Consider the following 6670-nt stretch of genomic DNA (forward strand, 5'->3'; position numbering starts at 1 on the left):
AATGGACATTCAATTCAATACAAACGAAGATTACAATAAATTAGCCCTTAGTCAGCTGCGCAAATTTAAAGGGAGCCAATGGCTAGAATGAGCGCCGATGAGGCGCTAGAGCTGATCGAGCATGCCGATCTGAACGAGCTTGGGCGCGCGGCGTTTGCGCGCAAGCGCGAGCTACACCCGGATCGCGTCACGACCTTCATCATCGATCGAAACATAAACTACACCAATGCGTGCATGATAGATTGCAAATTTTGCGCATTTTATCGCCACGCAAGCGACGCGGACGCCTACGTGCTAAGCTTTGAGCAGATTAGCGAAAAGATCGAGGAGCTCATCGCCGTGGGCGGTACGCAAATTTTATTTCAAGGCGGCGTTCATCCGAAGCTAAAAATCGAATGGTACGAGGATCTCGTGGAATTCATCCGCAAAAATTATCCGAGCATCACGATCCACGGCTTCTCGGCGATCGAGATCGATTATATCGCGCGCCTTAGCGGCATCAGCACGCTCGAAGTACTTCGCAGACTGCAAGCCAAGGGGCTCTACTCGATGCCCGGAGCCGGAGCCGAAATTTTAAGCGACCGCGTGCGAGAGCTAGTAGCGCCGCGTAAAAGCGACAGCGCCACGTGGCTTAGAGTGCACGAGGAGGCGCACGGCATCGGTATGAAAACGACCGCCACGATGATGTTCGGCACGCTTGAGAGCACGCGCGAGATCGTAGAGCACTGGGATAAAATCCGCGAGCTGCAAGACCGCACGGGCGGCTTTCGAGCGTTCATTTTATGGAGCTTTCAGGGGCAGAACACCCGCCTTTTGCGCGAGCATCCCAAGATCAAAAAGCAAAGCCCGAACCGCTACCTGCGCCTGCTCGCCGTTTCGCGGCTATTTTTGGATAATTTTAAAAACATCCAAAGCAGCTGGGTCACGCAGGGCAGCTACATCGGGCAGCTGGCGCTGAAATTCGGCGCGAACGATCTGGGAAGCACGATGATGGAGGAAAACGTCGTAAAGGCCGCGGGCGCGAGCTTTCGGATGAGCAAGGACGAGATGATAGCGCTGATCCGCGACATAGGCGAAATACCCGCCAAGCGCAACACCAACTACGATATTTTGGAGACGTACGCTTAGGCGCGGACTTTTGCGTGTTTGCGGCAGAAATTTATGCGCTTACGGCGCGAATTTAGCGGCAAAATTTATCTTAAAACAGATAGCGAATTTTTGCGATCGCGAGCGTGGAATTTTGCCGTAGGATTTAAAATTTTAGTATCGGTACGGGTTTAAATTTACTGGCGCGAGCGGAATTCGCTCGGTAAAATTTTATTTTGCTGCGAAATTTCGCCTTAGAATTTTATGAATGCGAAATTCTACGCTGCAAGATTAACGCGGCGGAGACGGCGCCCGAGACGATTTTGTGAAGGCGCTTGCCGTATTTGCGGCGACAAAACATATTACAGTTTCGATACGCCGCAGAGCTGTGTGTTTGGTAGCAGCAGCATGCGCCCCCGTTTAGGCGCGGATATTTCGTTTTGTGCCGCAAATGCGCTGTGACAATTTCGCCTCGTAGCTAGAATGCGTTGCGGCGGGGAGCCGTTTGGGGCGCTGAAATTTTACAAAACGTACGGCGCGATTAAATTTAAAATTTTAAAGCAGGACGGGAAAAACTGCCCTAGCGCGAAATTTTAGAAGCGAGTTTGAAGAAAATTTTGAAAACTCGTTTTAGCGAAATTTTAAAAGCAGGCCCGGCGCAAATTTCAAAAACGACTTGGCTGCGTCAAAATTTTAAAACCGCGCCTGTAAGAGCGATGAAATTTAAAAATTTTATAAAGGAAAACGATGAAAAAAAAAGAGATTTCACTTAAAACCAAAGGCGGCAAGAGCGCTAAAATCGACTTTTTGTATCAGTTCGACGATTCGCTGCCGGTGGCGAGCTTCAAGTTAATTTTTAAAGCAAGCGGCGCGGTGAGCGAGAAGATAGCGGGGCTTGCGCGCATCTGCGCGGGCGTTTTGGGCGAGGGCTCAAAGACGCTGGGAGTGAGCGAATTCCACCGCAAGCTCGATATCCGCGCGGTCGAGATCAGCGCCGCGAGCAATTTTGAAACCTTCGGCATCCAGCTAAACTGCCTAAAAGAGCACTTCGATTTCGGTCTAGATATGCTGCGAGAGCTGCTTAAAGAGCCCAATTTAACGCCCTCGGTGCTCGAAAAGCTAAAAATGCAAACCATAGGCGAGATCGCCGTGCTAAAAAGCGAGTTTGATTACATCGCGACGTGCAACCTAAAAGCGCTTCTGTATCCGCGCACGAGGCTCGCTCAGCCGCTCATAGGCGACGAGGCGAGCATAGAGCGGATCACGATGAAGGACGTGCGGGAGTTTTTCGCCTCGCTTAGTTTAGAGAATTTATACGTCGTTTTATGCGGCGACGTGAGCGATAAAAACCCAAAAATCGCGGAAATTTTGAGCCTCTTTTCGAGCGGCGAAAAGCGCGAGCTGCCGTTTTTCACGCCGAGCGATGCGAAAAAAATAAAGATCCAAAAGGAGCAGACGCAGCAGGCATACATCTACTTCGGCGCGCCATTTACGCTGCCAAAGGAGCAGGAGTTCATCGCAAACACCGCGCTTTTCGTGCTCGGAAGCAGCGGTTTCGGCAGCAGGCTGATGGAGCGCATCCGCGTTAAGCACGGGCTTGCGTACTCGGTCTATGCGCGCGGCGATTTTGAGCTTAGCCGCCGCGAGTTTTGGGGCTATCTGCAGACGAAAAACGAAAATTTACAAAACGCCGCCGCGCTCGTAAAGGCAGAGATCGCGAAGTTTATCGCCTCGGGCGTGAGCGAAGCGGAGCTAAAAAGCGCAAAAAAATTCCTAATCGGAAGCGCCGTGCTGCAAAAAGAGACGATGTTTAAGCGCGCGGCGATCGCGCAGAGCGAGTATTACAAGGGCTACGCATTCGGCGAGTTCGAGCGAAATTTAAAGCGCATCGAGACGCTAAAGCTCGGGGCGCTCAACGATTTCATCAAGTCACACGACGAGATCATGAACCTAAGCTTTTCCGTCATTTGCGACGAGGCCACCGCAAAAAAGGGGCTTAAAATTTAGCCCGTCGCGACACAGCGAGTGCATACCTGCGACCGGCCTAAAATTTGGATAAATTTTAAAATTTGTAAAGCGGCGCGGATAATATTAAGGCGCGAACGGCGCTAAATTTTACTTTTGCGCTCCGTTTGCGGACGGCTTGTGCGTTTAAAATTTAAAACCTCGCCTGCCGTTGCGCTAAAACTTGCGAGGCTTTGCAAAAGCCGCTAAATCTGCGAGCCTTATAAGGGCGGCTAAATTTAAAGGCGCCGTGCACGGCTCGGAAAATTTCAGCGCGTAAAATCAAAGCCCGATTTAGCACGCCGTCTGTAAGCCGCGCCGTGAAATTTAAAAAGGCGCGCAGTGGCGGCTGCCGTAATTGAATTTTTGCGGTTTGCAAATCGCGCTGCGAAAATTAAAGTCGCGACTTGGGCTTTCACGAGCGGCGCCGTGAAATTTAAAGCGACCGCGCTCTGTTTTTAAAACCCGGTTCGCGCCGCAAAGTACGGCCGCCAAATAAAACACGCCGCAGAGCGGGCAAAATTTATGGAAGAATATAGCGAATAAATTTGCCGCAATGGGCGAAATTTCGATCAAATTTAGGCAAGCGTTCGATGCGGCGCATAGAATTTCGATCAAATTTAGGCGGATGATTTCACTGCGGCGTATAAAATTTCACAGCGCAAGGGCTTAAATGCCTATCAAATTTTAAAGGATGAAAATTGATTTTTGAAGCAAAAGACGCGGCGACGCTCCAAAAGGCGGGCATTACGACGCTTTTGGATCTGGCGCTGCTTCTGCCCAAAAGCTTCGACGATCTAAGCGTCAGAGACGCGCCCTGTGCGGGCGAGAGCACGGCAGAGGTCGAGTGCCTCTTCCAGCACAGGCGCGGCTCGATGCTCATCGTCACGGCGCACTGCCTCAGCTGGGGGCGCGAGATCAAAATCGTGATCTTCAACGCCAAAAGCTGGCACTTCGGCGCCTTCAAGCGCGGCAAAAAATTCTTCATCCACGGCAAATGCGACGAGAGCTTCGGCTCGTGGCAGTTCATAAATCCAAAAATCGTAAGCGAGCCGGGCAGGATCGCGCCCAAATACAAAGCCGCGCTGAGCGACGCCGCGGCGCAAAAGCTGATCAAAAAATATCTAAGCGCGAGCGCGCTTTTAGGCTGCGGACTGCGCGCGGACGAGGCGGCGGTACTGCTCGCGCTACACGAGAGCTCGCCGCACAGCGTGCGAATGCTAGCCGCGCTAAATAGGCAGCTCAAGGAGGGCGGCGCGGAAAATTTCGGCGATCGCGACGACGTTTCAAACAGCGGCAAAATTCCGAGCGGCAGTGAAATTTTAAATGGCGGAATTTCAAACAGCGACAAAATTTTAAATGACGACAGAATTTTAGGTAACGGAGAAATTCCAAGCTCGCAAAGCTCGGTAGCCGCCGAAATTTTAAAGGGCAGATCGCAAAATGATGAAATTTTTAGGGGTAAAATTTCAAACTATCCTCAAAGTAGCGGAGCTCTTGCCTGCGAAGCAATGCGCGGCACGGCGAATGAAATTTTAAGCGGCGGAATTACAAAGGACGCGGATACTTCACTCCTCCCAAGCCTCCGTAACGACGAGATTGCGAGCGATGAAATCTTAGACGGCGGTCAGCCTTGGGCACGCTGCACTGAAATTTATAACGACGAAAATTTTAGCGTTCAAAGCGACGATAATTTTCTTGCCACATACGGCGCCGAAGCGCGCAAGGATGAAATTTCAGACGATCTCAAAAGCGACAATGACGTGGCGGCGAGCGGCGATAAAATTTCAAAAAACCTAGTATACGACACCCGAGCAATGGCGCGGTCAGCAGACGCTCGAGCTGCGGCCGTGCAGCCCACGCTAGAGCATGCCGCGACCAAGCAGTCCGTAGCCGAGCAAGCCGCAGTCTCACAACAAAATTCAAGCACCCAAGACGTAGATACACACCCCACAGAGATTCAAACTTCAGACGTTCGAATCACAGATTTGCAATCCGCAATCGCCCAAACTCAAGACGTAGGTGCGCAACCCGCAGCAATCCAAACTTCAAGCCAAGTAGCGAGCGCGCAAGCCGCGACTATCCAAACTTTGAACGCACAAGCTGCGGGCGCACAGCCTTCCTGCGATCAAACCAAAAATGTTCAGACGGTAGTAGCTGTGCAGACCGCAGAGCCTACGATCGCTCAGACCGCAAGCAGCGCCGAGGCTGTTCAAGACGCGCTCGCCGCACCGATGAGCGCTTCGCGCGATTGTGCCGTGCAACCTATGCATTATCAAACTGAAACTATCCAGACCGCAGCCGCCCAAGCTACGACCGCCATACCTACAATCGCTCAAATTGCAAGCGACGCTGGAACTGTCCATGCTGTCGAGGCTGTACAGGCTGCAGCCGCCGCATCTATGAGCGGTGCTGCGATTTTGCGTACGCTGAAATTTGTCGAAATTCTAAACTACTTGCAAAAGCTAAGCGCGAAAAAAACGAGCTTCCCTGCGCAAATTTACCCGCTGAGCGACATTTCGGATTGGCTCGCTTCGCTTCCTTTTGAGCCTACGCGCGATCAGTTAAGCGCGATAAAGGACATCGCTAGCGATCTGCAAAGCCCTCTGGCGCGCCGCCGCGTCGTCATGGGCGACGTAGGCAGCGGCAAGACGCTCGTAATCCTCGCCGCGGCAGCGATGAATTACCCACGCATCAGCTATCTGATGGCGCCTACGAGCATCTTGGCCGAGCAGATTTACGCCGAGGCGTGCCGTCTGCTGCCGCCGCAGATTAAGGTCCTGCTCGTAAAAAGCGGCGATCGCGAGCCCGATTTCGCAGGCGCGCACCTTATCATCGGCACTCACGCCCTGCTCTACCACGAGCTCGCGCCGTCAAATCTCATAATGGTTGATGAGCAGCACCGCTTCGGCTCCAACCAGCGCGAAAAGATCGCGCGCCTCACAGGGAGCGGCGAGTTTCGCGCGCATTTTATTCAGTTTAGCGCCACGCCGATACCGCGCACGCTAAGCATGATCCAGTCCGAGCTCGTGAGCTTTAGCTTTTTAAAACAGCTGCCGTTTGAAAAGCGTATCGAAACCAAAATCCTGCAAAACGACGGATTTACGGGCTTTATGCAGGATCTGCGCCGCGAGCTCGATGCGGGCAATCAAGCAATCATCGTCTATCCGCTAGTGCAACAAAGCGAGAGCTCGGTCTATCAAAGCCTTGAGGAGGCGGCGCCGTTTTGGAAGGCCCAGTTTGCGGACGTGATGATTACCCACGGCAGCGACAAGGATAAGGAGGAGATCCTGCGCCGCTTCCGAGACGAGGGGCGACTGCTGATAACAACGACGATCGTCGAAGTGGGTATCTCGCTGCCGCGGCTTAGCGTCATTTTAATCGTGGGTGCCGAGCGGATGGGGCTTGCGTCGCTTCATCAGCTGCGCGGACGCGTGGGACGCGGAGGCTATGACGCCTATTGTATTCTCATCGCCGGCGGAAAAAATGCCAGGAACGAGCAGCGGCTCAAGGTCATTGAGCAGACAAGTGACGGTTTTCGACTTGCCGAGGAGGATCTGCGCCTGCGCGGCCCCGGGCA

General features: G+C 52.7%; 3 protein-coding genes. All 3 read left to right on the forward strand.

Annotated features, from left to right (window positions below):
- Positions 1-78: 78 nt before the first annotated feature.
- A complete protein-coding gene (locus Q0372_RS08320) occupies positions 79-1128 on the forward strand; it encodes a dehypoxanthine futalosine cyclase (RefSeq protein ID WP_298104793.1) in 1050 nt (349 codons plus the stop codon).
- A gap of 705 nt (positions 1129-1833) precedes the next feature.
- Positions 1834-3093 (forward strand): pitrilysin family protein, encoded by a 1260-nt coding sequence (locus tag Q0372_RS08325; protein WP_298104795.1) that lies wholly within the window; start codon positions 1834-1836, stop codon positions 3091-3093.
- Positions 3094-3791: 698 nt separating this feature from the next.
- Positions 3792-6670, forward strand: a 2879-nt coding sequence (gene recG, locus Q0372_RS10415; protein WP_366810607.1) for an ATP-dependent DNA helicase RecG, incomplete at its 3' end; no start/stop codon positions are given.

Origin of the sequence: uncultured Campylobacter sp. (genome assembly GCF_937997405.1) — a bacterium.
Classification (GTDB): Bacteria; Campylobacterota; Campylobacteria; order Campylobacterales; family Campylobacteraceae; genus Campylobacter_B.